23 protein-coding genes are annotated in these 26193 nt (G+C 46.2%); all 23 read right to left on the reverse strand.

Annotated features, from left to right (window positions below):
• Positions 1–3: 3 nt before the first annotated feature.
• On the reverse strand, positions 4–1323 hold the full coding sequence (locus HYT76_03795; GenBank protein MBI2082671.1) for a polysaccharide biosynthesis C-terminal domain-containing protein: 1320 nt from the start codon (positions 1321–1323) through the stop codon (positions 4–6).
• Positions 1283–2617 (reverse strand): O-antigen ligase family protein, encoded by a 1335-nt coding sequence (locus tag HYT76_03800; protein MBI2082672.1) that lies wholly within the window; start codon positions 2615–2617, stop codon positions 1283–1285. The genes HYT76_03795 and HYT76_03800 overlap by 41 nt, the downstream gene beginning before the upstream one ends.
• Positions 2618–2655: 38 nt before the next feature.
• Positions 2656–3969 carry a glycosyltransferase family 39 protein gene (locus tag HYT76_03805; GenBank protein ID MBI2082673.1) on the reverse strand — a complete coding sequence of 438 codons (1314 nt, stop codon included), beginning with the start codon at positions 3967–3969 and terminating at the stop codon, positions 2656–2658.
• Between the two features lie 2 nt (positions 3970–3971).
• Positions 3972–4526: a dTDP-4-dehydrorhamnose 3,5-epimerase family protein gene (locus HYT76_03810; protein ID MBI2082674.1), complete on the reverse strand. Its 555-nt coding sequence runs from the start codon at positions 4524–4526 to the stop codon at positions 3972–3974.
• On the reverse strand, positions 4519–5523 hold the full coding sequence (rfbB, locus tag HYT76_03815) for a dTDP-glucose 4,6-dehydratase (protein ID MBI2082675.1): 1005 nt from the start codon (positions 5521–5523) through the stop codon (positions 4519–4521). Before rfbB ends, HYT76_03810 begins: the two co-directional genes overlap by 8 nt.
• Positions 5524–6594, reverse strand: coding sequence for a glucose-1-phosphate thymidylyltransferase (locus HYT76_03820; GenBank protein MBI2082676.1), 1071 nt, complete (start codon positions 6592–6594; stop codon positions 5524–5526).
• Complete coding sequence (locus tag HYT76_03825) at positions 6591–7340, reverse strand: class I SAM-dependent methyltransferase (protein MBI2082677.1); 750 nt, start codon at positions 7338–7340, stop codon at positions 6591–6593. The genes HYT76_03820 and HYT76_03825 overlap by 4 nt, the downstream gene beginning before the upstream one ends.
• Before the next feature lie 197 nt (positions 7341–7537).
• On the reverse strand, positions 7538–8284 hold the full coding sequence (locus HYT76_03830) for a polyprenol monophosphomannose synthase (GenBank protein ID MBI2082678.1): 747 nt from the start codon (positions 8282–8284) through the stop codon (positions 7538–7540).
• A gap of 4 nt (positions 8285–8288) precedes the next feature.
• A complete protein-coding gene (locus tag HYT76_03835) occupies positions 8289–9566 on the reverse strand; it encodes an aminotransferase class I/II-fold pyridoxal phosphate-dependent enzyme (protein MBI2082679.1) in 1278 nt (425 codons plus the stop codon).
• On the reverse strand, positions 9563–10447 hold the full coding sequence (locus HYT76_03840) for an NAD(P)-dependent oxidoreductase (GenBank protein ID MBI2082680.1): 885 nt from the start codon (positions 10445–10447) through the stop codon (positions 9563–9565). Before HYT76_03840 ends, HYT76_03835 begins: the two co-directional genes overlap by 4 nt.
• On the reverse strand, positions 10444–11424 hold the full coding sequence (locus HYT76_03845; GenBank protein ID MBI2082681.1) for an NAD-dependent epimerase/dehydratase family protein: 981 nt from the start codon (positions 11422–11424) through the stop codon (positions 10444–10446). The genes HYT76_03840 and HYT76_03845 overlap by 4 nt, the downstream gene beginning before the upstream one ends.
• Entirely contained in the window at positions 11421–12743 is a 1323-nt protein-coding gene (locus HYT76_03850) for a nucleotide sugar dehydrogenase (GenBank protein ID MBI2082682.1), read from the reverse strand. Before HYT76_03850 ends, HYT76_03845 begins: the two co-directional genes overlap by 4 nt.
• Positions 12736–13605 (reverse strand): dTDP-4-dehydrorhamnose reductase, encoded by an 870-nt coding sequence (gene rfbD / locus HYT76_03855; protein ID MBI2082683.1) that lies wholly within the window; start codon positions 13603–13605, stop codon positions 12736–12738. Before rfbD ends, HYT76_03850 begins: the two co-directional genes overlap by 8 nt.
• The gene (locus tag HYT76_03860) at positions 13602–15164 is read right to left on the reverse strand and encodes a glycosyltransferase family 39 protein (protein MBI2082684.1); all 1563 of its coding nucleotides are present in this window, start codon (positions 15162–15164) and stop codon (positions 13602–13604) included. The genes rfbD and HYT76_03860 overlap by 4 nt, the downstream gene beginning before the upstream one ends.
• Before the next feature lie 21 nt (positions 15165–15185).
• On the reverse strand, positions 15186–15962 hold the full coding sequence (locus tag HYT76_03865) for a glycosyltransferase family 2 protein (protein MBI2082685.1): 777 nt from the start codon (positions 15960–15962) through the stop codon (positions 15186–15188).
• Complete coding sequence (locus HYT76_03870) at positions 15955–17496, reverse strand: N-acetylneuraminate synthase family protein (GenBank protein ID MBI2082686.1); 1542 nt, start codon at positions 17494–17496, stop codon at positions 15955–15957. Before HYT76_03870 ends, HYT76_03865 begins: the two co-directional genes overlap by 8 nt.
• Before the next feature lie 43 nt (positions 17497–17539).
• Positions 17540–18418, reverse strand: a complete 879-nt coding sequence (locus HYT76_03875; GenBank protein MBI2082687.1) for a class I SAM-dependent methyltransferase — start codon at positions 18416–18418, stop codon at positions 17540–17542.
• Between the two features lie 41 nt (positions 18419–18459).
• Positions 18460–19956, reverse strand: a complete 1497-nt coding sequence (gene rfaE1 / locus HYT76_03880; protein MBI2082688.1) for a D-glycero-beta-D-manno-heptose-7-phosphate kinase — start codon at positions 19954–19956, stop codon at positions 18460–18462.
• 9 nt (positions 19957–19965) lie between these two features.
• Positions 19966–21810, reverse strand: coding sequence for a hypothetical protein (locus tag HYT76_03885; GenBank protein MBI2082689.1), 1845 nt, complete (start codon positions 21808–21810; stop codon positions 19966–19968).
• Between the two features lie 23 nt (positions 21811–21833).
• A complete protein-coding gene (locus tag HYT76_03890; GenBank protein ID MBI2082690.1) occupies positions 21834–22691 on the reverse strand; it encodes an NAD(P)-dependent oxidoreductase in 858 nt (285 codons plus the stop codon).
• A gap of 36 nt (positions 22692–22727) precedes the next feature.
• Positions 22728–24170 (reverse strand): B12-binding domain-containing radical SAM protein, encoded by a 1443-nt coding sequence (locus HYT76_03895; GenBank protein MBI2082691.1) that lies wholly within the window; start codon positions 24168–24170, stop codon positions 22728–22730.
• Between the two features lie 53 nt (positions 24171–24223).
• The gene (locus HYT76_03900; GenBank protein ID MBI2082692.1) at positions 24224–24631 is read right to left on the reverse strand and encodes a hypothetical protein; all 408 of its coding nucleotides are present in this window, start codon (positions 24629–24631) and stop codon (positions 24224–24226) included.
• Between the two features lie 27 nt (positions 24632–24658).
• Positions 24659–26188 carry a hypothetical protein gene (locus HYT76_03905; protein ID MBI2082693.1) on the reverse strand — a complete coding sequence of 510 codons (1530 nt, stop codon included), beginning with the start codon at positions 26186–26188 and terminating at the stop codon, positions 24659–24661.
• Positions 26189–26193 lie beyond the last annotated feature (5 nt).

Here is a 26193-nt window from a genome sequence, read left to right on the forward strand (position 1 = left end):
TTTTTACCGAAAGGATGTTGCCGAACCCAACAGGCTTTTCAACAAGTTTTTGTAAGCTTCCCAATCGCTTTTCCTAGGGGCAATCATAAATTGCCATCGAAAGTTGGCTCCTCGTAAAAAGAGGATGCCTAATCCAAAAGAACAGACGGTAAAAGAGACGAGAGAAACGAAGGCAGCACCCACGATTCCATGGGAAGGAATCAAAAGTAGATTCAAGACAACATTGATCATGAGCGAGATCGAGTACATGATTAAAGAAAGCCCTGGCTTTCCTTTGCCAAGGTTGTGGTTATGAAGCAAAAGGGCGATGCCAAAAATGGACCAGGCAATGACCTGGAGATGGAAGGAAGGAAGTAGAGGGATGTACGCCTTCATAAATCCCCTTATCGTTATTTCAACCACCAACGAAAAAGGGATGAGTAATAGCGCTAGAATGGTTATCGAATGTCGACAGGTGTCTGCGGTCAAGACCTTGGCCTTTTCGGCCGTTTCTGCCCGGGCTGCCTTGACATAGAGAAGGGAAGCTATCGCCGTCGGGATCTTGTAAATGATCTGGGCAAAGGTCGTTGACAGCGTGTAAAGACCAACCTCTCGTGGCGTGAGAAATAGCCCAATCAGAAGAATATCTGCGCGATATTGTGCGAAGTGAATCACCGCCGGAAGATAGGTGTTGATGCCGTAACGAATCAGTGTTTTTTGAATTGGAAAATCAAAGTGAAAATTCAGATACCCACTTCGATAAAGGATGATCCCTCCACAAAGACTTCCCACGCAATACGCAATTGTCGGTCCCATAATAATGAGGAAGAGATTCTGGCCAAACCAAAGAATTGATATGAGGATCAATACCTGTCCGAGTAAAGGAGATCCAAAGTTCAAGATATTGTAGGCCCATATCTTTTCGGCAAAAAGCATGTTTTTCATGAAGGCGCGAAAGAGGAAGAGGGGAGGGATGCTCAGGAGAACCGCCCAAAAGATTGGTTGATCAACAACCATCCCCTTCAACAACTGTTTCACATAAACCCCTTTGAAGACCAAAAAGGTGCCGATGGCGATGACACTGAAACAAAGAACGAGGAAGCAGGCATTAAAGAAAACAACACCAATTTTTTTCTGATTCTGACTTCCAATATAGGTTGAGCCGTCATCGACTCCGAGCCGGAAAAATTTTTCCGCGTATTGGGGAATCAACTGAATCAGGGTGACTACCCCGAACAGAGAAGGGCCAAGAAGAGTTGCATAGACGCTCTTAATGACGAGATGAGTCCCTTCTAAGACAACGTCAGCGGAGAGAATCGAGATGACTTGTTTGGCGAATTTCATCTTTTTCCGGATTTAGCTTATTAAGAGAAAGTGTGAGTCCAAAGAAGGTTGCGATATAAAACATCCACTGGAGGCTCCATAAGGAGCGCATGCTGTTTGCGATAGCAGAAGAGCCGCAGAATAGAGCAATGGCGACACAGCACAACTGACGATAGGGAAGGTAATCCCGGAATTTCTTCCTTAAACGGAAGAATTCTTTTATGAGAAGAAATTGGAATGTGACATAGGCGATGAGAGGGACCAGACCATAACTGTAGAGAAGTTCGAAGTAGTCGTTGTGGGCCCCTTTCCCCCATGTGATACTCCTCACCGCATTCAATCCTCGGCCGAAAAGCTTTTGCATCAAGTTCCCTTCGAACCAACCTTTGACAGCTAAGGTCCAGATAAGAAGACGATGATAGATCGATGATTCGCCTCCAGTGGCCCCCAGATCGAAATCTGCCAGCTTGATCTTGATCATTCCTGTGCTGATGGTTAATATCCACAAGACAGATAGAATGGATATGGACACGATGACTTTTTTCATCGAGGGATAGATGAGGAGGTAAGTGGACAGAAGGAGTACTATGACCGCTATGAGGCTTGCCCTATGATAGGTTCTATAAATGAAATAGATAGAAGTCATAATCAAGGCAAGATAAAAAAACCATGACCAAGTCCTCTTCTTTTGCCAAAAGAGCATCATGAGTGGAAAGACGAATATCGAACTCGTGAGTGCGCCGAGATTTGGTGGACTGTGGAACCAGCCCTGAATATCCTTTAATCCGGCGACATGAGCAGACATGACTCCATAATAGGCCCCTACCTTATAGCCGGTGAGGAGAGAATGAATGCCTCCGGCAAGCGGGATCAAAGAGGCAAGAAAGCCAGCAAAGATAAAGAGACGGATGTCCCGCTCATCGCGGATAAGTTGGGGGAAGATGATCAGAAAAAGCATCCAACTGGCAGGGCGGAGAAGATCGGGATAGGCTGGGATTTCTGCACTTGACCTAAAGATCCCGATCGAGAGAGCCAGGATAAAACAAATCGCTGCAATGTCGTAAGAACGAAGCTTGATTTTCTTTTGAATGAGAAGAATTATCAGCGTAAAGAGGGAAAGGCCGAAGAGGAGAACTCCCGAAACCTCGGTGAGTTCTATCGTGGCTGCTGTGTTGTATCCGGTTGCCACACTACTGGCAGTTAGTTGGGCCGGGTCGCCAGACAGTGGGAAAAAGGGACCGACGGCATCAATAATGGTTCGGAGAAGAACGAGAAACAGGATTGCCAGGCGTGTGGAATAGACCCATAGCATCATAAAAGCTGCACAAAAAGAAAAGGCAAGTATGAAGGACATCAGGAAATCACTTTCTTGTTGAGCCGCTCTTTCAGATGAAGGAGAGAATAGGCCATCAGCAAAAGAAAGACCCAGTGAATTGGGGTCATATACCGTCCTTCCATTCGAATTGGAATAAGGACTAGCATGAAATAGAGTGGAAGGCTTCCAAGTAATAACCCATATCGCCTGTTGGTTCGCCACATAAGAAGAAGACCATAAATTGCGAAGACAAGAATGACAAGGTCCAAACACTTAGTCAGGAGGAAGCCAGGATTTTCACGGAGCATAAAGAGCGCATATTGAATGAGACTCATATCTCTACCTGTCTTCAGATGAAACGTGTGATACTCAAGATTTTTCTTTTGAAAGATTCCCCAGTGGACTCGATTAACAATGAGCGCCCGAGGAATTCGTCGAAAAATAGTTCCAAGATACCACCAGGGATGTTTCTGGAGCGCCTCGACGACCTTTGGTTTGAGAAAATCCTCGTATTCTATCGAGGCAAACTCCCCCTGATATCCGGCGGCTCTCATCTGCTTTTCCGTCAACGCGTCATGATTGATTGCCCCCATGGGATTTGGAAATTGGCCAAACCCCTCCCACATCGACTGGTAAAAGTTAACTTCGGTAAGGATCATTTTTCCGTTGAATGTCTTGTAGTTTCGAATTCCCCAAGGCAGAAGAGCAGAGAGAATGAGTATCCCCATGAGTACGGTAGGGGTCAGCGATTTTTTCCAGCCATGAAAGAGGGAAATAAGATACCCAAAAAGCAAAGGGATTGGAATCATGGTCGACCTGAAATAGCTGGTCCAGGCCAAAACAAGTCCCACCCCGAAGCAAGTCCTCCATTTTTGATTCTCGAGGTAGCGAAGAAAAAGATAGATCGCTGTTATGATTCCGAAGCTAACCCACGCATCGCGGCGCGGCCAGACCGCTAGGGTTGCAGCGGGCAGATAGAGACTGTAAAAGAGGGCCCCAAGGAGACTTATCTTTTCATTAAAGATTTTTTTCCCGATCCCGTAAAGAAGAAAAACCATCAAGGAATCAAGAAATATTTGCAGAATTTTTATGGGCAGGATGCTTCGTGTTCCTGTCAATTCCCACAAGGTTAGAATGATGATGCCATGACCAGGGAGATCGCGTGCCGTGGGTTGGTAGGTGAGACTCCCATCAGCTTGGGTGATGGTGTCTGAAAGCCCATGCCCCTCTCTCCAATTAACCAAGTTGGCGAGTTGGCCATGATCGGGTTCGAAAGAATCTCCCACGTGGACCAAGAGGGCGACCCGAACGGCAAGTGCGACGAAAAAAATAAGAATCAGTTTTTTATTCATTATTAACCAGTTTGTATCTGCCAAAATTCCTTTCCAACCGAAAAATCAAAGGGGAGTCTCCACTCGTCTGTTCCATCAAAGGTATTGCTGACAAGGTAAAAGAGCCCAGCCGGTTGGGGGTACGGGTTGGAAAGGCCATGCGCGACCCCTCGCGGTATCAAAAGTGCCTGCATCTTTCCTTGTCCCAAGGAGTAGCGCAAGACTTGATTTTTGGTCGGTGAGGAGCGGCGCAGATCCAAGAGGCCGACGATCAGTTTTGTGGTTGGCGGAATCAGCCAGATTTCGTCCTGTTTGAGATGATAGTGCCATGCCTTGATCTGGTCGGGAACCGTTTCCGAATAATTGATTTGGGCCACTGAAAGGGGTGGAAGAGGCTTGGTGGTCTCGGCCTGGCCCGTTAATCGTGCTAGCTCCACAAAAAAACCGTCATCGCCGCGGAAAACAGGGAGTTCGACCAGCATCGATCCCTCGATCTTCTTTTTCTCTCCATATTCTTGTTGGTGGCTTGCCTTGGCTGCCTCATCCACTAATATGTCTGTAAGAATTGATTTATCCATGGGTGATCACCACTCCTTCCTTTCGTCCCTTGATCGGTTTCCACCACCAGCTGTTTTCCTGATACCAAGCAATTGTCTTGTCCAAAATTTCATCAATCCCGAGAGTCGGCTGCCAGTCCAACTCTTTGAGTGTTTTTGAGTAGTCCATGGCATAACGTCGATCATTACCAGGGCGATCGGAAACAAATTCAATCGCCGACTCCTGTTTTTTCAGTTTGGCGAGGATTCGTTTCGCCAACGATAGATTATCAATTTCACTCTTTCCGCCGAACAGATAGGTCTCACCCCTCTTGCCTTTTAGAAGGACCTTCTCGATCCCCATGATGTGGTCATCTACCCAAAGCCAGTCACGGATATATTTCCCATCTCCATAAATTCGGATCGGTTTGTCTTCCAAAAGGTTCGTGATAGAAAGCGGGACGAATTTCTCCGGATCTTGGTAGGGACCGACGTTGTTTGTGCAGTTGGTAATCATAATATCGAGACCGTAAGTATGGTGATAGGCCCTCGAGAGGTGGTCGGCCGATGCCTTTGAAGCGGCATAGGGGTTTCGTGGCTGATACGGATCGCCCCATTTGAATTTTTTGGATCGATCCTCGAGGGAGAGAGAACCATAGACCTCATCAGTCGAGACTAGAACAAAACGAGTTTGAGGATGTTGTCGTGTCCATTCCAGGAGATGGGTCGTCCCTAACACATTGGTTCTGACAAAATCGATCGGCCCATAGATGCTTCGATCGACATGGGATTCCGCTGCAAAGTGAACAATTGCGTCAATCCCCTTTTCTGCTGCATTTGCGATCGCGTCCGGATTCTGAATATCTCCTTCAAAAAAACGATGGCGAGGGTTGTTCTCGAAATCCTTCAGGGTGGAGAGATGGCCCGCATAGGTCAATTTGTCAAAATTGACAAGGCTATCCGCCGGATGGTGTTCCAGCCAGTAGCGAATAAAATTGGAGCCGATGAAGCCGGCTCCTCCGGTTACAAGAATTTTCATTTACTTAACCTCAACAACAGAATCATCACCAATCAAAAGTCGATGACCATTCGATTTGTTTCCAGCGGCCCTGACAATAGACTTTCGGCCGCAAATGCTATCCTCAAGCCTGTTAATACCGACTACCTGACATTCCTCCAAAAGAACACAGTGCTGGATCGTCGCATCAATAATCCGGCTCTGATTCCCGATGCTTGTGAACGGACCGATAAAACTGTTTTCTACAGTTACCCCCTCGCCAATGACGATAGGACCGCGAAGGGTGCTATTAATGACTTTGCTCCCCTTGCCGAGTTGGACACGCCCATTGACCTGGGAGAGAGAATCGACCTCGCCATCTATCTGCCTTTGGATCCAGTCGTCCAGGACGGCCGTATTAGCGGCAAGGATGTCATCCTTTTTCCCTGTATCGAGCCACCAGCTCTCAAGGATCTCGCTCGTTACTGGCCGTTGATGATCAACGAGCCACTGGATCGCGTCGGTAATTTCTAATTCATTACGCCAAGAAGGTTTGATGGCACGTGTCGCCTTATGGATCTCCGGAGAAAAAATGTAGAGCCCCACTAGGGCAAGGTTTGAAGGGGGAACTTTTGGTTTCTCAACCAGTCTCTTGACATTTCCTTCCTCATCCGTTTCGGCGACGCCAAAGGCCGAGGGGTTTTCGACTCCCTTGAGAAGCACATGGGCGTCAGATTTCCTTTGTTGAAACCTCTCGACAAAGCGGCTGATCGGGCTCCCGATCAAATTATCTCCCAAGTACATCACAAAAGGATCGTTGGCCAAGAAATCCTCCGCAACCTGAACCGTATGGGCAAGTCCCCGAGGGGCATCTTGTTCCAGAAAATGAAATTGAACTCCAAAGCGGCTGCCGTCTCCCAATGCCTTGCGAACCTCACGTCCTGTTTCTGGTGAGATAATGACACCGATATTTTCGATATGGCAGGCTTTAAGCTTTTCAATAACATAGAAAAGGATCGGCTTGTTTGCGACCGGCAGGAGCTGTTTGGCTCCCGTATGGGTGAGTGGCCTCAGACGGGTGCCGGTGCCACCGGATAAGACAAGGGCCTTCATGTTAATTTCTCCTTAGGTATCGTCTTAAGTGCGTAAGCTTCAATCGTTCCTCCGCACCTTGAAAGCGACTCCAAGATGGAGGCAAAAAGCGAAATGGGCAAGAGAATTGGAAGGAGAGCGAAAGTTGGAATCAATTTCCAGGAAAATTTGGCCCGCAGTCTTTTTGTCTTGAGCGTGTCATAGAGCGCATTGTGTCCCATATGCGACCAGTTCAGAAGGCTCTGGAGAAATCCGAACGGATTCTGCTCCAGAGAAAAATGTTCAACCTCACCAACCCTAAATGAATTTTCCTCAAGGAAGTTTTGGAGTGTTTTAGCCGAAAAGTGATGCAGATGATGCGGAACATCCAGATGGAACCAGTGCTTTCTCGTCCATCGTGATTGCCAGCTGTTAAAATTCGGAACCGCAATGACTAGAAGCCCTCCTGGTTTCAGAATCCGATAGCACTCACGCAGTGTCACTATCGGGTCCTGAATATGCTCAAGAACATGAAAGAGAGTAATCACATCGAATGTGTTCTCGCTAAAGCCAGCTTCCTGAAGGTCACCTGTTTTAATATTCAGATTTAGAGATTCCCGGCCATAAGTTGCCATCTCTTCATTGACTTCAATTCCCGCCACTTGCCATCCATTCTCCCGGAGAAAGACGAGGAATTGACCACCGCCACAACCGATGTCCAGAAGGGTCCCTTGCGTCGCATAGCGTCTTATTTTTTCGAGCCGTTTTTGGCGGAAGTAACGGATCATCCACTCCATTGGCTTGATAAATCTTTTGCCATTCGCCCGATAGGTATCCGTCGAGTATAGTTTTTGAAAGTTTTCGGAAGAAGGAAATGGAACGGTCCTCCCCTGGCCGCAGACATCGCAAATAAGAAGAGAATAAGAGTCAAGCGGGGTTAGCTGCCTTTGAAAGGAAGAACCCCGGCAGACAAAACAAGGATTAGTTATCGGAGGCATTGTTGACGGCGTTCGTTACGGTACTTGCAATAGATTTTTGGAACGGCAAAAAACGCCTCGGAAATCTCTGCGAGGTCCAGGTTCGATCCCCCCCGAGTTCGGTTCACAAAGATCGACGGGATTGTCCCGATTTTCGCTCCTCGGAGGTAAAATTGATAGGCCAACTCGCTCATCACGATATATCCCTTGGCGTGAACCTTTGAAAAATCGAGTTTGCGAAGAAGGCCAAGTTTGTAGCATCGGTAACCATTGGTGTAATCACTCAAAGGGATCCGGAGGACTGAGCGTGCATAAAAATTGGCCATGGCGCTGAAAAGTTTTCTTTTGATTCCCCAGCCGAGAATCTTGCTCCCCGGCTGATAGCGGGACGCAACGGTCAAGTCGTTTGAACTTCCCGCTTTGACCAGAGAGATTAGCTCCTTGGGATCATGCGAAAAGTCAGAATCCATTTCGATCACGAAATCATAGCCTTCCTTGTTAAGGGCATAACGAAACCCCTCGAGGACAGCCCCGCCTCGGCCGTCTTTTACCTTTCTGACAGCGAGCCAGACCTTTTGACCCAGTTGTGGATGCTTGGTGACGAGGTCCGCAGTGCCGTCAGGGGAGGAATCATCCACCACCAGGACGTCAAATTTAAAGTCACCCGTTTCCTCTGCCAGAATGGAGTCGATCAGGCGGGTGATATTCAGTGATTCGTTATAGGTTGGGATAATAACAAGGGTTTTTTTTGGCATGGTTTTACCTTGAGTGTTTTTCTAAAAATTGGCTTAACGTTTTTGTAATATGACTGACCCCTTCTTCCTGAATACCGGAGTGACATCCGATGAAGAAGGCATGATCCCGCAGTCGACGGGACCTTTCGAGTTTCCCCACAATTCGATGAGAGAGATTCCGGAAGCCTGGTTGGTCTGGGAGACAGCCGCCCATCATGGCACGGGTTTCAATTCCATGAGCTTCCAGGTGCTCACAAAGCTCTCGTCGAGTGAAGGAAGAATTTTCCTTAACGATCAAAGGGAATCCATAATAGGCAGCAAGGGTTCCAGGGGTAGGTGTGAGAGAACGTATTGATTCACCAAAGGGCTCGATTTCTCTCAAGAGCCTTCCAGCGATCTCACGCCGCCGTTTATTAAGAGATTCTAGTTTATTGAGTTGCACCAAACCGAGGGCTGCTACCATTTCCGTCATCCGAACGTTAAACCCAAGTCGGGTAAAGACATAACGGTGATCGTAGTCTTTCAGGATCTCATCAGAATAAAAGCGGGTTGGGTGTCCTCGAAGACGACCAAACTCTCGCAGGGAACGGAGTGCGGCCTCCAGTTGTGGATCTCGAGTAAAGATCATTCCTCCCTCGCCCGTGGTGATGTTGTGTGCCACAAAAAAACTCAAGGTGCTCACGAGTCCGAAAGAACCAACTTTTTTCCCTTGCCATTCGGCGCCGTGGGATTCACAGCAGTCTTCGAGAACAAGAAGACTGTGTCGATTCGCAATTTTCATGATCCTTTCCATATTTGCCGGGAAACCGAGATTGTGAACCGGCATGATCAGTTTTGTTTTCTTCGTGAGAGCCGCTTCAATTTCCAGAGGATCGAGACACCAAGAGCTTTCGTCAACATCCAGATAAACCGGAACGAGTCCCAGCTGATAAATGGGGGAAGAAACCGTGGCGAAGGTGGCCGCTGGAACAATGACCTCATCGCCTCGTTTCAGATAGCCGCAATCGATCAGGGCATTCAGAGCGAGAAGGTTGGCCGATGAACCGGAATTCACGGCAATCGAGGATGGCATTCCCACATAAGCGGCGAATTGTCTTTCAAACGCCTCGGTTTTTTCCCCTTGTGAGAGTCTCAAGTCTAACAGCGTTTCCAAGGCAGCCATAACTTCCTCGACACCGTAGACAGGATAACCGACGCTAATCCGGGTCTTCCCTTCCATCTGATTGGACTTGTTATCCCTTCTCTTGGAAAACTCTTCCTGGAGAAGCGGTTGAATCTCTTCCTGAAACTTTATCATCGTCATGGGAGCTCCCTTTCTATCTCCAAAGTTCTTTCTATACCCTCTCGTAAGCCAACTTGAGGGTGCCAATCCAATATTTTTTTTGCTTTGTCATAGGAAATGTTTCCCCCCACCTGATCTTTTTCTGGTCTAAAGAGGGAGGGATGACTCTCAATTTCAATTGAATGCCCCCATATTTTTTTTGACAATTCTTGAATCAGCCGGACGATTTCGGTCATTTCGCACTCCTCCCCCGAGAGATTCCAAACCTGGAAAGTTTCCCCTTGAGGAGAACCGTGCTGAATAATTCGCAAGACCCCTTCCATAAGATCATCGATATAGAGAAAATTTCTCCTGACAGAGAGATTCCCTACCTTCGTCTTTTTTGTTCCTTTTTTAAGTTCATTGATCAGAGAAGGAATCAGCTGGATAGGCCTTTGACGAGGTCCGTAAAGATTTGAGGCCCGGATAACAACCACCGGAATTCCATAGCATTGGGAATAAGCCCTGAGAATCTCCTCGGAAATCAATTTGCTGGCTCCATAGGGATCGATCGGGGAGGGGAGGGTTTCCTCGGTGACTCTTTCCCGAGAGGAGCCGTAAATACGGTCAGAGGAGAGATAACAAACAGGCAGTTTTCTTTCATTCTTTCTCAGGCACCGGACAATCTTGAGAGTCACTTCCGTATTTTCTCGTATAAAAGATTCAGGATCTTCCAGTGATTTCTGGACAGCAATGTTAGCGGCAAGATGAAAGACAAGATTGGCCTCGTGAAGAACTGTTTCAAGTTCCTTTTCATCTGAAGACCGGCCTAATGAAACGACTCTCCATCCGAGTTTCTCCAGCCGCCCTCCTAGATGGCGACCCACAAAGCCGGTCCCGCCGCAAAGAACTGCTGTGTTCATGCAGCTTGACCTTCGATAAATCGTTTTTGATACCAGAGTCTCATTTCTTCGAGCCCCTCTTTCAGAGTCACGATGGATTGATGGCCCAGCTTTTTCAGCTTTTCCGTATTAGGGCAACGACGCTTGACCGACCCTTCAGGAGCTTTTTCAATGATGATATCAGTTGGTTTGTTACATATCTCCAACACGAGTTTGGCCAGATCTCGTATCTTTAATTCATCTGAATTGCCGATATGAACTATCTGACCATTAGCCGATTCGCTCATCATAACACGCTCTGTCGCAGCAACGGCATCTGAAACATAACAAAAAGAACGTGTTTCTTGCCCTCCAAAAACCTTGAGCGGCAATTCTCCCTTGAAGATCCTTTCGAAAAATTGTGGCAGGACATGATCAAATCCCATTCTTGGTCCATAAATGTTGTGATAACGAACAATTGAGAAACGGAGTGGTTGAACTCTGGCAAAGGAGAAAAGGGCGGATTCGGCCAGAAGCTTGCTGGCCCCATAAGACCAACGAACATTCGTAATATCTTCAATGCAGAGTGGAATATCCTCTCGTGAAGGGATCAGCCCCTCGACGAGCTCAGTGGTGCCGGCATAAGTTTCGGAGGACGAAGAGTAGAGGATTTTTGCTTTACTGTTTTTACGCATCCAATCGAGGAGATAGAGTGTGGAGAGGACGTTGACCTTTATCACCTGATCCGGAATCGTATAAAAGTTTTTGGTTCCGTTGATTGCGGCCAGGTGATAAATAAAATCATATTCCCCTTCTAACTTTTTAAAAGATTCCTTTTCCGTGAGGTCGAGTGCCAGAAACTTGATTTTCGGTTGGTTCAGAAGCGATTCAAAATCCTGATCCCTTTGTCCCCGTTTCAGGTTATCGACGAGTGTCAGTGAATGTCCCTGCCTTACAAGCGAGGAGGCGAGATGGTATCCAATGAATCCCGCCGCTCCCGTAATCAAGATTTTGCTCATATTCCGGTTCCCAAGTAGGTAATTCCCTCTAAACGACTCACCACCTGTTTGTTCAACATCCGCCAGCTATCATAAACGATGGCAGGCTTCCGCAACCGCTTCGCAATTTCATGCATATCCCAATTGCGATAGGAGCGGTGATTATTGGCAATGAGGAGCAGATCGACTTGATCAGCGCCTTCCGGCATATTGACCGGTGTTATACCTAATTTTTGAATCTCTTTGTGCGAGACGACGGGATCATACCCTTTGATATGAGGTGTGTGTTTTCCCACTTCCTCCAGGAGCCACAGGGATGTTGAATCTCTCAGGTCAGCGGTTTCCGGGTCCCCTTTGAAAGCAAATCCTGCCAACAGGACGGTTGCATTATTCAAGTTTTTACCGATTTTTCTCATCTCTTGATCAAGTCGAGTGATGATCCGTCGGGGCATCTCTTCATTGATCTTTCTTGCGGATGAAATCAGTTCGGGAGAATATCCGGCTTCCTTGGAAAAATGGATCAGGATGTGAGGATCTTTCGACAGGCAGGCGCCCCCCACACCGGGTGATGGAACAGGGATATTGTTTCGTGGATAATGAACGTTGGCAGAGCGGATGACCTCAGTGGCATCTAAATTAAGTTTTTCTGCGATGGAGGCTATTTCGTTTGCGTAGGCAAACCGCACATCCCGATAGCTGTTATCAATGATCTTTACAAACTCCGAGGCCTCTAGGGAAGAACTGGTAATAAGAGTTGGTGTCAAGCGATGAAAAAAGGCACTCGCCATATCCACGCACTTGGGGGACAGACCGCCAACGATTTGAGGATTTTCTCTCAGCTCAACGAGTGCCTTGCCCTCAATGGTGCGTTCAGGTGTAAAGGCCACATGGAAATCAATGCCTGCTTTGAGTGAGGAATGGTATTCAAGAGCTGGTATGACTTTTGCGCGGGTTGTTCCAACCGGAATTGTGGATCGGAGACAGACAAGGCTCCCTTTTTTCAGATGTCGACCCACATCCGCCACAACATGATCAATATACTGGAGATTAGGAATCTTTTGACCCTTAAGGAGTGGTGTCCCTACCGAAATAATATAAATAGTAAAAGAGGTCGCTGGCATTTGGTTAACAATTTTGAGTCTCTTTTCCTTGAGTTGTTCTTTCAGGCGTGACTGGAGGTTTTCTTCATGAAAGTGGGGAATTCCATCGTTAAGAGAACGCACAACATCCTCATTTGTTTCCACGCCGGTCACATCATAACCGACATCTGCAAGAGCTACGGCGAGGGTCAAACCGACGTAACCCATTCCCATGACACAAACTTTGGTTTCGTCATTCATTGGGGCTCTCCTTTAGGTAGGCTTGTAGGGCCTCTTTCCACGGTCTCAGGTTCGGGAGACCTAAGGAATTGAGGCGTTTGCTTTCCAGAACAGAATAGGGAGGTCGGACAGCCGGGCGACGATAGTCCTGATAGCTGATAGGCTGGACCTGCACCTCCATTTTTCTTTGGCGAAAGATCTCCTCGGCAAAATCCATCCAGGAGCATAAGCCACTATTGGTCAAATGGTAGAGGCCAAAGGCCTCTGTTTGAAGGAGAGGAAAGATACCTGTCGCAAGATCTTTCGTATACGTTGGATTGACAATTTGGTCTGTGACGACAGAAACTTTTCCTTCCCGTCCTTTTTTAAGGAAAAGTTCTACAATGTTTGTGCCTTTCACACTGCTTTTTGAGAGACCATAGAGACCGGAAGAGCGGACAATAAAATGACGTGGGGCTATCATCTGGACAAAGTATTCACCCAACAGTTTTGACAAGCCGTAATTGTTCAAGGGGTTTGGTAAATCCTCTTCTGTATAGGGAAGTCCTTTCTTGCCATCAAAGACATAGTCCGTGCTGATGGATACCAATACGGCATTCTGATCTCGACAGGTCTCTGCCAGATTTTTGACTGCAAAGGCATTTACTTCAAACGCCTCGCGCCATTCTTCTTCACACTTATCGACATTCAAGAACGCAGCTGTGTTGATCACGAAATCCGGTTTGAGTTCACGGACAGCTTTCTGGACGGCGCTGTAATCCTTCAGCTCAAGATCGGCATGGGTCATTGGAATCATTTTAAAAGAGGCAGGTGCTACTTTTAAGAGATCTTGTCCCAGTTGACCGTTGGCACCGAGCAGGAGAATTTTCTTCTGGGCATTCATGATTTGTTGAGGGATTGAGATAACCGATAAAGCGAGACTGAGAGAGGTTTTTTGTCAAAGTTGCCCAATGGCAACTCCATCATCAGTGAACAGTGAAATTGGGTCTGGCAGATCTTTTCGAAGACTTGTGATTCTAAACGGGGATTGCCCCATTTTTCCAAGAGAAGAAAATCAGGGTTCCACTGAGCAACAATGGTGGGGAGAGTATCCGTATGAAAGCTTCTTATGTAGGTCGATTTGATTTCAGGTTGTCGCAACAAGAGGAAAGCCGAATCAACAGTGAGTATGACAGGCCCGTTTGGGCTCTTTTCAGATTTTACCGCTTCTGCAATGCGCGATGATGTCTCATGAAGACGACCTATTTCTTCCGCAAAGAGCCACCGTTGGTGTTTGAAGAGATCCGCGCTGATCATCAGGAGGAGAAGCAGTAACGCAAGGGTCCTAGGTGCCTTTTTTTGTTGTTGAGCAAGAAGAAGAGACAGAGACAGGGTAGCAAAATAAATGACAGGAAGGAGGAATAATATAACTGATTGGACACCCACGCCCCCAACACAGTTAACCGTTCCCAAAAGAAATGGCATCAGGATGAACCAACTCCCCATCACAATGGAAAAGGGTAAAATCTGTTTCGAGGGGAAGGACGACCTACGCAAGAGGCGAACAAAATAGCCCCAGCCACAAAAAGCGGTTGCCCAGATGAGCAGTAGACCTCCGCCCTTAATGGCATAACGGGCATACGATTTGGGAAGTTCAATAGCCCATTTTAAAGAAGGATGGAAATAACCTTGAATGGCCGACTGGGCATCATAGGCAGAAATATTCCACCAGACCCCTTTCGCGGGTGCCAGATATACAGCGTTGTAAATCTCATAAGGGATAATAAATCCTGCAGTAAAACTAATCAGGAGAGGGTTCCAGAGCACCCTGGGCCAGTTCAATTTGTAATGCCACCGGTGAGTTGCCAGACAGGCTAAAATGCCGATCGGGAAGAAAAAAAGAGAAGTTTCTTTCACGGTTCCAATGACGGCAACAAACAGGCCTGCCAACAAGCTCCAGAAGATGCTTTGTCGTTCCAGGGCATAAGATAAGGAGAGACAAAAAAGGGCTGCTGGCAGAAGGACGACCGGATAAGGTGAAGCGAATTTTGACCACATGACAAACGGGTAATTGATGGCAGCCAAGAGGCCGAACAAAAGAATAAAAGTTGCAGAGGTCCTTTTCCAGAGAAAGGCGAGGAGAAGAAAGAAAGAAATCATGACCGCTGTGACCGAGGCAAGACGTGCCGAAAAAAGGTTGGGATCAAAAAGATTAAAAAATGCAGCAACCCACTGTTGGTACCCTCTAATGGTCCAGCCGAGATAATAGGTTCCGGGAAGCTGCCATTCTCCAAGGCGAACCTTGTGAAAGGCGCTTAACTGATACCCACCCTCATCGAGGAGAAAGGCGCCTGTTGGGCCCAAATCATTATAAGGGAGATCGTCTGAGAGTCGGTAAATTCTGAGGCCGAAAGCCAACAAGACGATGCCGGCCAAAACAATGATCTGTAGTTTTTTAGACACGATATTCTTTAAAAATAGAAATTATTCGAAAAGAGAAAAGTGAAGCCAACCACGTTTATGGAGGAAATATTTCAGTGTGACCATCAATATGTTCAAACCATAGACAACGCTTCTCTTGAAGCTAACGGAAGAGGAATCCTTTGCATAGCGGGTGATGACCGGGATCTCATGGATCTTGAATCCCTTCATCATCAGTTGGGCAATGATCTCGTTATCAAAAATAAAGTCATCTGAATTGGCCTGAAAATTGATCGCCTCAAGGGCCTTCCGATGAAACGCACGGTACCCCGTGTGAAATTCCGAGTAATGGGTTCCGAAGACAAAATTCTGTATAGCGGTCAGGGATTTATTAAAAATAAATTTATAGAGAGGCATTCCTCCCTTGAGAGGGTCACCCAACATACGGGAGGCGAACACGACCTTCGCCTTCCCTTCGGCAATAGGACGGACTAATTCCGGAACAATAGCCGGATCATACTGGTAATCCGGATGAAGCATCACAATAATGTCCATCCCCTGTCTTAGGGCGTCGGTGTAACAAGTTTTCTGGTTTCCCCCGTAACCTTTATTTTTTTCATGAACAATTGTTCTGATCCCGAGAAGTTTGGCTATTTCAACGGTGTCATCGTAACTCGCATCGTCGACAAGAAGCATTTCATCAACAGATCCTGGTGGGATCGCACGATAGGTGCGAACGAGTGTGCTCGCGGCATTGTAAGCGGGCATGACGACGCAGACCTTTGACTTCTTTTGGGGAATCGGTTCAGGAAAAATTTGTTTTTTCAATGCCTCACTCATGGAGGGTTCCGTTCTCCTGATAGAAGTAATATCTCCCCCAGTTTTCAAGCTGTGTCTTCCTCTCCTCCCGTTTCATGGAGGCGATGGTTTTGTCCTCGTAAAAGGAGTCGTCGTTAAAGGCTGTCGTTGAGATTTCCTCAAAAATCACGCCTGTTCTTGTACTGAAACTATGCCAAACACCGGCTTGAACAAGGTAGAGATCCCCTGGATATAGAGTTTTCTTAACCCCCTCCGCTTCGATCTCTAGCTCTCCCCAGAGGACCTGAAAGGTTTCCTCTTTCCTTTTATGGAAATGATTCGGATGTGCCTGATGAGGAAGTTGAATAACCAATTTCTTGCAATAACTTCTATTGATCACAGTGATCAGAATGGCTCCAAATTCTCGAAATCGCTCGACACCATAATGATGTGACATCTCAATGTAGAACTCACGCCCAATCGGTATCTTCGCCTCATTGAGCATCCCCTTGATCTCATGAATCATTGAATAAATGATTTCCTTCCGTGTGGGCGTTTCACTAACAAGATGGGTTGCAAGGGGCTGGTTTTTTTCATAGTCGGCATCTGCAATAATTCCCTCACGCCACACCTCACTCTTGAGCTGCTTTTCCTGCAAGGGCATGGCAAAGAAGACATCCTCTGCTTTGACCGATTGTCCTTTTCTTATCGGGGTCCGAGCATAGACCCCTCTCTTTAAGGTATTCAGGTCAGCTTCCTCTTCACGCGTGATCGGTCTTCGGGTACGTGCGCCACAGATTTCAACAGCCTTGCGATAGGCCTCAAGCCATTTCCTTATCTGTTCGGGAGTTGCTGAGTAGGAATTGATCTTATGTTTATCCGTGGGAATCGCGACATGTTTTTCAAAAAGTCTAGCCCCTTTTGCATAAGCAACAACGACTGGAGTGGGATCATCTGGGGCTTCATGTGTCGAGAAACCGATAGGGACCCCAGAATATCTATTTTTCATTGTCTCGATCTGGTTCAGATAGAGGTCTTTATGGGGTGTTGGATAACTGCTGACACAGTGCATGAGAGCGAAGTTGACACCTCGATGGTTAAAAAAACTAACAAGCTTATCAATATCAGCGATTTCCAGACCGCCTGTGGAGCAGATTACTGGCTTTCCTGTTTGCGAAACTTTTTCAAGAAGTGGCCAGTCTTTTGCTGAACAACTTCCAATTTTGATGATCTCTATACCTTGTCTGACAATATGATCGACTGAGGTCTCGTCAAAGGGGGTACAGATCGTGACGAGTCCTCGTTTACGGACTTCATCGAAGAGGGTCTTGAATTGATCTTGAGAGAGCCGGGTCGAGAGGAAACGAGGAATATGCTTATTCGTGGAACCTGACTGGTGATCTGGATGAATGAAGGTATCCAGGTCACGAAACTGAAACTTAAAGGCCCCCCGAACATCGGCATGATAGGCCTCCTTTGCCACTTCATTGATGATCCTCAATCCATGCTCAAGATCACCTTGGTGATTATTAGCCATTTCGAAGATGAAAAGGCCGTCGAAATTGTATTTGCTCATCGTCTACCTCCTCTTTGGTTCTCCAACGGGCTAGCAGCTTAGCTCACTGAGAGTCAATATAAGTCTGCATTTCCTTGGATGATTTTTTCTCAAGTTTTTTAGCAATGGCGAGAATCGAATAACCAATTAAAACCTTGCCGGTTGTCAGGTAATTAATCGTATTGGAGAGCGGAACAAGCAATCTCTTGAGTAAATCCTTTACAACAAAGCCTAATTTCCCTGAGAAAACGGCCGGGGCATGTCTCATAAGAGTTGTTTGATAACCTGCCTTAGCAAGCATTTTTTTCAAAGTTCCTGGAGAAAAGGCGGTTAAGTGCAGTGGGGCATCAAAGGCAACAAGGGGCGGGGGTTTTTTCTCAATAAGAAACGGATCACTTTTCCCAAGCCACTGGCGAAGGCGTCCCACAAGAAGATGTAAAAAGAGATTTGGGACGATGATCACGAGCAAGCCGTCGTCTTTTAATTGACGATGAATCTCCTCGAGAACCACAAAAGGGTTTTTTAAATGTTCCAGAACGTTCGACAAGATACAAATGTCGAAATTTTGTTGAGAACCATACTGTTTTCTGAATTCATCTTGTGTCCCAACAAATATTTCCAAACCGTAAACTTTTTCGGCATGTTCAACTCCCTTCCCACGGCTGATTTCCCACCCCACTGTGCGGTGACCCTTTTGCTTGAAGAAAGATAAAAGCTGTCCATTTCCACAACCAATATCAAGAACAGAACCGTTCGACTTAAGAGAAGAAACAATTTTGAGAATTTTCCGGTTAAAATCTGCTTCGCCATTTTGCCATTGATGATCCAAATAATACTCAGCATAACGATGTTCCAATTCTTCAGTAGACGGTTGTGGGTTGACATAGTAAAGGTTACATTCAAGGCAACGGACAAAGGTGTAGCCAGAGACTTCAACAGCCACTTTGGACCGCTCTGAACGGCAAATTTGGCAAGGAATTGATTCTATTTGGTTGACACCCATTTGTTTTTCTCTTCTTGTATCGACTGAATTCTTCCTAATATTTCTGATGTTGAGTGGTTATCAATAAAAGGGACTGTTTCAACGCTCCCACCAATCGAGCGGACAAAATCGCTACCGACGATCTTCTTTGGATCGTAATCCCCCCCTTTCACTAAAAGATCCGGACGGAGGTTCCGAATAAGAAGATCCGGCGTGAGTTCATCAAAAATAGTTACGTAATCGACATAGGCCAATGCCGAAAGAACTTGAGCCCGGTCCTGTTGCTTTTGGATAGGCCGTCCATTTCCTTTGAGTTTTTTTACAGATTGGTCGCTATTGAGCCCGACGATCAAAACATCCCCTTTCCCCTTTGCCTTTTCGAGGACGGAGAGATGACCCGGATGAATAAGATCAAAGCAGCCATTGGTAAAGACGACCCTTTTCCCTTTCTTTTGCAACTCTTGGACAAGAGTTGACAATTCTTCTTTCAGTTTAATCTTCTGATGGAAGAGGTTTGGCCCAGTTGTTGATTCAATAAGCTCATTGGGGGTCGCTGTAGCGGCCCCAAGTTTCCCGACGACAATCCCGGCTGCGGTGTTTGCAAGTTCTGCCGTCTTGCGGAGAGGGAATCCCATTCCGATTCCGAGTCCCAAGAAGGCCAGGACAGTATCTCCCGCTCCAGTGACATCAAAGACCTCCTTTGCCATGGCGGGAACATAACAGGATTTAGTATTTCTCTCAAAGAGGGTCATGCCCTCTTTACCTCGGGTTATCAGAATAGCATTGGCTCCCGTTTCTCTGAGGAGTTTGCGACCCGCCTTTTCTACATCAGATTCATTTCGGATAGGAAAACCAACTGCCTGTTCTGCTTCCCTGGTATTAGGGGTTATGAGAAAGCAGCCTCTATAGATCTTGTAATCATATCCTTTAGGATCAATGAGAAGTGGGACTTCATGTTTTGCAGCGGATTTAATGAGATGAGAGAGAACCTTCGGGGTTAAAATTCCTTTTCCATAATCAGAGGCAAGGACAACATCGCACTGATCAATCATCTGATCCACTTTCTTCAAGATTTGGTTTTCCCACTGAGGTGAGATGGCTTCAGCTTTTTCTCGGTCAATTCGGAGGAGATGCTGTGAACCGGCAAGAACTCTGGTTTTGATTCCAACAGGGCGGTCCGGATCCGTTAAGATTCCATCAAGGGGGACCCCTAACCTCGTGAGCTCCTTGCGGGCAAAATCATCGTAAGCACCCTTGCCAAATATCGTGACAACAACAATTTTCGGTTCATAGGGGATTAGATTTTTTAGGACGTTTCCAGCACCGCCAAATGTTCGTTCTTCCTTTGAGACAGAGACGACGGGGACAGGTGCCTCCGGAGAAATCCGATTTGTTTCCCCCCAAAGGTAACAATCGACCATAAAGTCGCCAATGAGCAGCAGCTTCAGTTTTCGTGCTCGTTCGATAAATCGAATAAGTTCATCTGATGTAAAGCTCATATTAAATCTTCACCTGTTAATTTTATAAAGGCTCACTGACTTATTTTTAAAAAGCTTCTCCCACCCTTTTTTAAATACACTCTCTTCGGTAACATATTCCCTCTCAAGATGAGTGAACATCACATAATCCGCGCGGAAGGTTCCCGGACTCGGTACTTGCGTTGTTTCTAAAAGCTGGCGCATGGCATCAGCTCCAATAAGAACATTGGGAGTGGTGTCATACACATGTGCTTTTTCCCAAAGGGACCGTGTTAATAGGTCCCGGCGGAATTTTTCTGCAACAAAGAATCTTTTATGAACTTCATTGTAAAGATCAAGGTTCATAAAGTGTTTCTCCAGAAAATACTCTCGATTGATTCCATAGAGAGAGAGCGCGTACATTAATCTTCGGGTATTTTCTTGAATAGAAATATCAGAGAGAATGGCACTGGCATGAGCGATAAGAGTTTTGTTGTGGGTGAAAAGAGGGATATCGATGATCATTTCAGAGCTCAGAGTGACCACAACCGAATCCTCTTCTGTATGATCGTTCAGAAAATCAAAGGCCTCTTCGTAATCCCTTGGCAATGCCGAGAAGGTGTAGCGATCCTTTGCCAGCATGATGCCACGGCTTAACATCAGAACAGCTAAAATAACGATGGAGTAACGAAAAGCGGCATAGCATGACTGCATTGATATTCGTTTGAGAAGCCAACGATACACGACAATCAATAGGAGCATAACAAGAAAGACATTTCCGAAGATTTGCCAATGTGAGAGAGAAAATTCGTAACCGGTAATTAATTGTATGTTGCTAAAGGGAAAGGCAGAGCCAATGATGGCGGCTATCCATAGAACTGTGGGATCGTCGATCTTTCTGTTTCGGAAGACCACAATAAGATAAACAGCGAGAAATAGAAAGGAGGGCAAGAAAAAATATCTCCCCGGTTCGTGCTCTGCGATTCGAGCAATTCTGATGATGTCAGGATCGGAATCTGAATGAAAGAAGAAGGAACCGCGCATGAGAATGACTGGAATGGCAAGGAGGAGAGTGATCGCATAAGAGAGGATAACTGAACGTTGAATTTTTCTTGTTCTTATCCATTGCCCGAAAGAGTAAAGGGGTACGGCAGCAAGATAATGTCCTAATTCGATCCAGTGAGTGATGGCAAGTAATCCGCCAAGGAATCCCGATGCTAGTGCGAGTCGGTTCCCGCATTTTTGCTTGCTGATGACTTTCAAGAAGAGATAAATCGCCAAAAAGAACATGGCCCTTGTAAACACATAGAGGGTTTTGTCTGGACCCACACTGTCTGAGATATTGGGGAAAACAGGAAAAAGATAGTTCAGGGTTCGGAGAGCCATCTTCAGGGGTGACTGGAAAAAGAGATCGTAGTCAAAATAATACCAAATGATAAAAAGATTCACCCAGAAGCTGGAGAAAAGACTAAAAAGTTCATCTGAGGTCGCCTGCATCATAATTTTGTAGATCAAGATGGTTGAGATAAACATAAGGAGAAAAGTGTAAACGATGACCGTCAGATCGAGGTTGTTGAGGCATTTGTTTAAAAACCCAAGAACTGTAAATGGCAGGGCATCGGAAAGGGTGTTACCAAAATTTTTCATGTTTTCAAAAATGAAAGGATCATAGGGGAGACCATGCTCGGAGACCTCTTTGATTTTTGCCAAATAAGGCAAGGCGCCAGTAAAATGATCAAAAGGTGCAATGTTGGTTGGACGACCATTATTTGACCAGACGTCTACGGCGCTGGGATCGTGGCTTAAATGATAGGAGCGAAGACAGGGGGCAAGGATATTGGGGAGGATCACCAGCGCTCCCACAAGAGCGGCCATATAGAAGATTTTTCTTTTCAAGAAGTATGGGAATCGATTGCTCATTAAGTGAAAGCTCTAAATTGAGTCCCAGCAGGATGAAGGGAAGTAAAGTCAGGGTTTGAAAGTGTAGAGGTCAAACTCACAACATTATCGCTCTTTAAACGAAGTCGAAGACCTATTTTTTCGAGGGTCTTGAGCAGTAGCCAAGGGATCCAGGCGGGGCAAGGGATCGTTGCCACCTTTTTCTGGCGCCTATTCGCAAGGATCTCAAACATTTGCTGAAACGTCTTCCCGCTAGGATGGGCTGCAATAATTGGTTTCACAGGTCTTGGAATACGCCCTTCGGCAATTTCTAAAACCAGGTGTGCCAGGTCTTCTACATGGCAAAAGAAAAGAGGTTGATCCCCCTTTCCAATAAGGGGGATCAATGGCAATGAATGGACAATTTTATCCATAATCCCGACAATCCCCTTGGGGCTTTCATCATAAATCATGCCGGGGCGTATGCTGATCACTCCTAAAGGGGCCGATTTTTTCTCCACTTCAAGCTTTCCCTGTCCATAAAGTGATAGGCAACCGGGGAAGGCACTCATGGAGGATATGAAAACAATTTTGGGAACACCGGCCTGTGAAGCCTCGTTGAAGAGCTTGATAGAGCCCCCTACATTAGACTTAAAAATTTCTTCCTTTGTTACTGCCGAAAAGTCGTAGGCGCAATGTATCAGGGTATCGATCTCTCTCAGGAAATCAGGGGAGACCGTCTCTCCGAGGTGATAAGGGTACACCTCTTTCTCATTGGGCGACAGGTTTCGGCCAAGTTTTATGACTCGGTGTCCCTTGTCTCTTAAAAATTTAACGAGAAAGGTCCCTAGATAACCGTTGGCCCCAGTGATAGCAAAAGATTGCCTGGTGGTGGTCATTTGATTTAAGTTGTTTAGAGAGTCTAGTTTAGATTGTTACACATGCCGCAAGGATGTGATCGATATTTGCTGCCGATGATATTTCATTGTCAAGAAGTCCCACGCCACCCTGATATTGTTGGGCAGTTTTTTGTAAAAATCCCACTCCTTCATCTGGCGTAGCACGTATTTTGGTGAAAAATAAAAGCTTCTGTAAGCCTTTGCTGCCCAATCCCCAGCGTTTGGGTAGACAAAAGGAAGTGGCTCCAGAGTTTTCCCGAGCACGAAGTTTCTCCAATAATCCTTTGGCACTAAGCCACGGGCCTCGCTTTCGTATAAGAGCGCCGTATTCGGCATAGGTGTTGCCGGGAAAAAGGCCGCATAACTCAGCTTCAATGCCTTTGCAAATCGGATGGTCTCCTGTATCGTTTCAGGTGTTTCATCTAAATACCCGACAATGAAATAGCCAACCGTCTTGATCCCATATTGCCTGCAAAGCTTTACCGCCCTTCTTGTCGCCTCCAGATTAATATGCTTGTCAATTTTCTCCAAAATCCTTGGGGAGCCTGATTCAAGACCAAATCGGAACGTATGACAACCCGCCTTTTTTGCCGCCTTCACAATTTCTTCATCAATGCTTGTGACCCGGGTTGGCGATTGCCACTTTAAATCCCAATTTTTTGCGGCAAGTTTCTCGCAGAACTCGAGGAACCATTTTTTCTTGATCGAGATTGTCTCATCCACAAAATTAATTGATTTGATTCCATATTTTTCAACAAGCAGACCGATCTCTTCCAGGGCTCGATCGACACTCTTGAACCGGACCTGGAGCAGTTGTGGATTTCTGTAGCAAAACCCACATTTATAGGGGCAGCCACGTGACAGATACAACGAGATGAGGCGTTTGTCTGAATTAGGCATTTGATAAAAATCCAAATCCAAAAGGTCATAAGCTGGCAGAGGGAGAACATCCAAATTTTCGTTCATTGCCTCGTCAGAATTTGCAATAATCTCATCTCCTTTTCTCCAGACGAAGCCGGGTATTTCAGCCTCATTTAAAGAATCGAGATTGTCTAGAAATTGAACTAATGGCCCTTCTCCTTCGCCGGAGAAGGCGTAATCGAATTCAGAATATTCCAATGTCTCTTTTGGGAAAATGGTTAAATGGGTTCCACCACAAATAATTTTTGCATTGGGGACCGCCTTCCGGGCTAATTTTGCTGAATGATGCGCACCATGAAAATTAGGGGTCATAATGCTGATCCCAATGACATCCGGATTATGTTCCTTTAAGAATTTTTGATATCCTGCCTCAGTTGAATCTGATCGTTCACAATCGTAGATGAGGACCTCATGACCCGCTTCTCGTACCGCTCCAGACAAGCAAACGATGTTCAGCGGAGGAACTAAGCCAATGTTTGACTCAAAACTCTCTGACGATTGGCTATTGACATACTCACGAATGAAGGGTCGAACCAGAACTATCTTACGTTTTGTCATAAAAATTTATTCCTCAATCTATCATCAGGCCGAAAAGAATCAAGCAGAATGTCTCATGACCTCCAAAACTGCCACCATGCCTTTTTATCTGACATCAGGCCTCCCCAGTCCGTAGTGCCGTCTTTGCCATAAATTTCACATTCATTGCCTTGAACTTTAGCCTTGAGGGCCTCGGCGATTCGAAACATCTTTTTTAATATCTCCTGGTCCGGCTTGAAGACCGTGATGTTTCCGCTGAGATATTTAAAGATCACCGGCTCATCGCTATTTGAAGAGTTTGGATGTGCGATCCAGGTGGCACGCCCATCACCCTTAAAAAGGGCCGCGGGCAGTTTTTTATCCTGATCGATCAATTGCATTTCCGGATCCTTTTCCAGATATTCCACCCATTCCTGTAAGGAAATGTTATTGGTCTTGTCGAACCAATCATCTTTTCTTGTAATATGAACATCAAATCCCACAGCTTACCTCCCTTGGTTTCCTCATGTTTAATTCGGAGACTCCATGCCGATACGATAAGCATTTGCCATTGTGGTGAGTGTCATTGTCGTACCAGGAATCGATGGAAAGATGGATGAGTCGACGGCATGTACCCTCGAGTATCCCTTCAAGCGTCCCAAGCGATCTGTTTCAAATGTCCTTTGCGGCTTCTCCCTCATGGGGAAGGTTCCCCCAATATGGTTGCTTGCCCCCGGGGCAAAAATTTGAGTCTTTGGAATCACGGGGACCCCTCCAAGCAGTTTCCATTGTCGGAGGAGAAATTTTGAGATCCGCCGAATTGTTATTTTTACCTCTTCGTTTACATTTTTTTTAAGGGACAATTGATCGAGACCTTCATCCCCCTTTTCAAGACTCACATCGATGGTAGAAGAAAAGTCTGAATGAAGATAGCCCTGTACGAGATAAACGCGCCCCATGAACCGTCGTATTGGTTTTTCAAAGAGTGAATAGAAACGACCTAACATCGACTGAAATGCCTTGGGATAGGCGTTATTATAGGAATAAAACTGCAAATGCACAGTTCGGGAGCAGATCTCCTTGTTAACAACCTCCATAAAAATCTGCGAAAGGGTGTGGAGCCTTTCTTGTTCAACATCCTTTTGCCCCTTTAAAGAGATAAATGGGAAAAGAAAGTACTGACTATCCAGCATCTTGAAGGTTCTGCCGTAGGCATTCATCGACTTGAGCAGGATCTTCGTTGTTGAAATCGGACCAGCAGCCAAAAAAAGGCGCTCACCCTTGAATTCAAGCTTTTCTCCTTGTGTTGAATGAGCTTCAATCAGCACTGAGTTCTCACTTTCCGAGACGCGTTCGACGATGACTCCTGGGGTGTAAGTCAGCCGCTTGTCCTGCAATAAATCCTGGAGACTGTGACGGCTCGTATAGATCAGTTCATTGGGACAACCATAAAGGCACATGCCGCAAAATTCGCAGGGGAGGCCTCTTTTTTTATTGAGATCGACGGCTAATCGGGAGGAGCCGAAGATGAACCCTTTTTTCAGGAGTTCATCACGTTTTGAGGACAGTTGTCGGTGAAGATGCTCACCCTGTCGGCTTCGACGAAAGGCTTGGGCCTGTGTGGTATGTAATGGGAACTGGGACTCCAGATGATCATGCTCACCTGTTGTCGGGACAAACTGAAGAACAGATTCATAGTGAGGGGCCATTTCCTTTGATTTAATAGGCCATTTGTCGTCAATATCATTGGAGCAGTAAGGGAGCATGTTGGCGCCCCAGACATTGCTGAAACCTCCTTGCGCAAAAGAAACGTGGGTTTGGACACCCACTTCGTCACGGGGGCAGTATTTTTCATGGTCGCGGTAGGGAAAATCCGAACCGTAAACCAGTTTTTTTTCGAATCCTTTCTGACTGATTGATGATTTCGCTTGAAAAGCCTTGAGTGTATCCCAATTCCATTCTTCAAAAGGTCTCTTTTGGTTGCTGTTAAGGAACTCTTGTATGGAGGTCTCTAGTGTATTTCCTGCATCCAAAAGGGTGACCGCTTTGCCACGACTCAATAAGG

This window comes from Deltaproteobacteria bacterium (assembly GCA_016180845.1).
Lineage (GTDB): Bacteria > UBA10199 > UBA10199 > JACPAL01 > JACPAL01 > JACPAK01.

What these genes read in the sequence shown, in the direction of transcription:
- HYT76_03795 (MBI2082671.1), bottom strand. Translation starts at nt 1,323, where the DNA reads ATGAAATTCGCCAAACAAGTCATCTCGATTCTCTCCGCTGACGTTGTC.
- HYT76_03800 (MBI2082672.1), bottom strand. Translation starts at nt 2,617, where the DNA reads ATGATGCTATGGGTCTATTCCACACGCCTGGCAATCCTGTTTCTCGTT.
- HYT76_03805 (MBI2082673.1), bottom strand. Translation starts at nt 3,969, where the DNA reads ATGAATAAAAAACTGATTCTTATTTTTTTCGTCGCACTTGCCGTTCGG.
- HYT76_03810 (MBI2082674.1), bottom strand. Translation starts at nt 4,526, where the DNA reads ATGGATAAATCAATTCTTACAGACATATTAGTGGATGAGGCAGCCAAG.
- rfbB (MBI2082675.1), bottom strand. Translation starts at nt 5,523, where the DNA reads ATGAAAATTCTTGTAACCGGAGGAGCCGGCTTCATCGGCTCCAATTTT.
- HYT76_03820 (MBI2082676.1), bottom strand. Translation starts at nt 6,594, where the DNA reads ATGAAGGCCCTTGTCTTATCCGGTGGCACCGGCACCCGTCTGAGGCCA.
- HYT76_03825 (MBI2082677.1), bottom strand. Translation starts at nt 7,340, where the DNA reads ATGATCCGTTACTTCCGCCAAAAACGGCTCGAAAAAATAAGACGCTAT.
- HYT76_03830 (MBI2082678.1), bottom strand. Translation starts at nt 8,284, where the DNA reads ATGCCAAAAAAAACCCTTGTTATTATCCCAACCTATAACGAATCACTG.
- HYT76_03835 (MBI2082679.1), bottom strand. Translation starts at nt 9,566, where the DNA reads ATGACGATGATAAAGTTTCAGGAAGAGATTCAACCGCTTCTCCAGGAA.
- HYT76_03840 (MBI2082680.1), bottom strand. Translation starts at nt 10,447, where the DNA reads ATGAACACAGCAGTTCTTTGCGGCGGGACCGGCTTTGTGGGTCGCCAT.
- HYT76_03845 (MBI2082681.1), bottom strand. Translation starts at nt 11,424, where the DNA reads ATGAGCAAAATCTTGATTACGGGAGCGGCGGGATTCATTGGATACCAT.
- HYT76_03850 (MBI2082682.1), bottom strand. Translation starts at nt 12,743, where the DNA reads ATGAATGACGAAACCAAAGTTTGTGTCATGGGAATGGGTTACGTCGGT.
- rfbD (MBI2082683.1), bottom strand. Translation starts at nt 13,605, where the DNA reads ATGAATGCCCAGAAGAAAATTCTCCTGCTCGGTGCCAACGGTCAACTG.
- HYT76_03865 (MBI2082685.1), bottom strand. Translation starts at nt 15,962, where the DNA reads ATGAGTGAGGCATTGAAAAAACAAATTTTTCCTGAACCGATTCCCCAA.
- HYT76_03870 (MBI2082686.1), bottom strand. Translation starts at nt 17,496, where the DNA reads ATGAGCAAATACAATTTCGACGGCCTTTTCATCTTCGAAATGGCTAAT.
- rfaE1 (MBI2082688.1), bottom strand. Translation starts at nt 19,956, where the DNA reads ATGAGCTTTACATCAGATGAACTTATTCGATTTATCGAACGAGCACGA.
- HYT76_03890 (MBI2082690.1), bottom strand. Translation starts at nt 22,691, where the DNA reads ATGACCACCACCAGGCAATCTTTTGCTATCACTGGGGCCAACGGTTAT.
- HYT76_03895 (MBI2082691.1), bottom strand. Translation starts at nt 24,170, where the DNA reads ATGACAAAACGTAAGATAGTTCTGGTTCGACCCTTCATTCGTGAGTAT.